Source organism: Eubacterium ramulus ATCC 29099, assembly GCF_000469345.1.
Classification (GTDB): Bacteria; Bacillota; Clostridia; order Lachnospirales; family Lachnospiraceae; genus Eubacterium_I; species Eubacterium_I ramulus.
This window is the reverse complement of sequence record NZ_KI271179.1, coordinates 6148-6580: the sequence shown is the minus strand read 5'-3', so window position 1 is coordinate 6580 and position 433 is coordinate 6148. Positions and strand designations below refer to the sequence as shown.

The following is a 433-nucleotide window of genomic DNA, read 5'->3' as shown; positions in this document are numbered from 1 at the left end:
CCTGTCTCATTACCGCGGATCATCCTGCATATAATTCTCTCCGCAAGTCTTTTGCGCAGCTTGCTTCCCTATACGATACCCGGATGTTTGGATATGAACTAGCCATAAAATCTTATCTGCTACAGATACTTTTTCTTCTGCTCCAGTACAGCAACACAAAATTCTCCACGGAATCAGACTCTTCCGACAAATTAAAAATTGTACTTGATCATATTGAACTGCATTATGCAGAAGCTCTGTCGGTTTCTGAACTTGCAAAGCTATGTTATTTCAGCGAGTATCATTTTATGCGCTTTTTCAAAAAACACATGAATATGACCTGCATTCAGTATATTAACAATATCAGACTGGAAAAAGCGGTAGCGTTATTTGAACATGGAAACACCTCCATATTAGAGGTGTCTTTATCTGTTGGCTTTCATAATCTTTCTTA

General features: G+C 38.1%; 1 protein-coding gene. It reads left to right on the top strand.

Annotation, left to right across the window (positions count from 1 at the left end; translation table 11 throughout):
* Positions 1–83 precede the first annotated feature (83 nt).
* A partial coding sequence (locus HMPREF0373_RS17560) for a helix-turn-helix transcriptional regulator (protein ID WP_278244329.1) occupies positions 84–433 on the top strand: 350 nt, incomplete at its 3' end.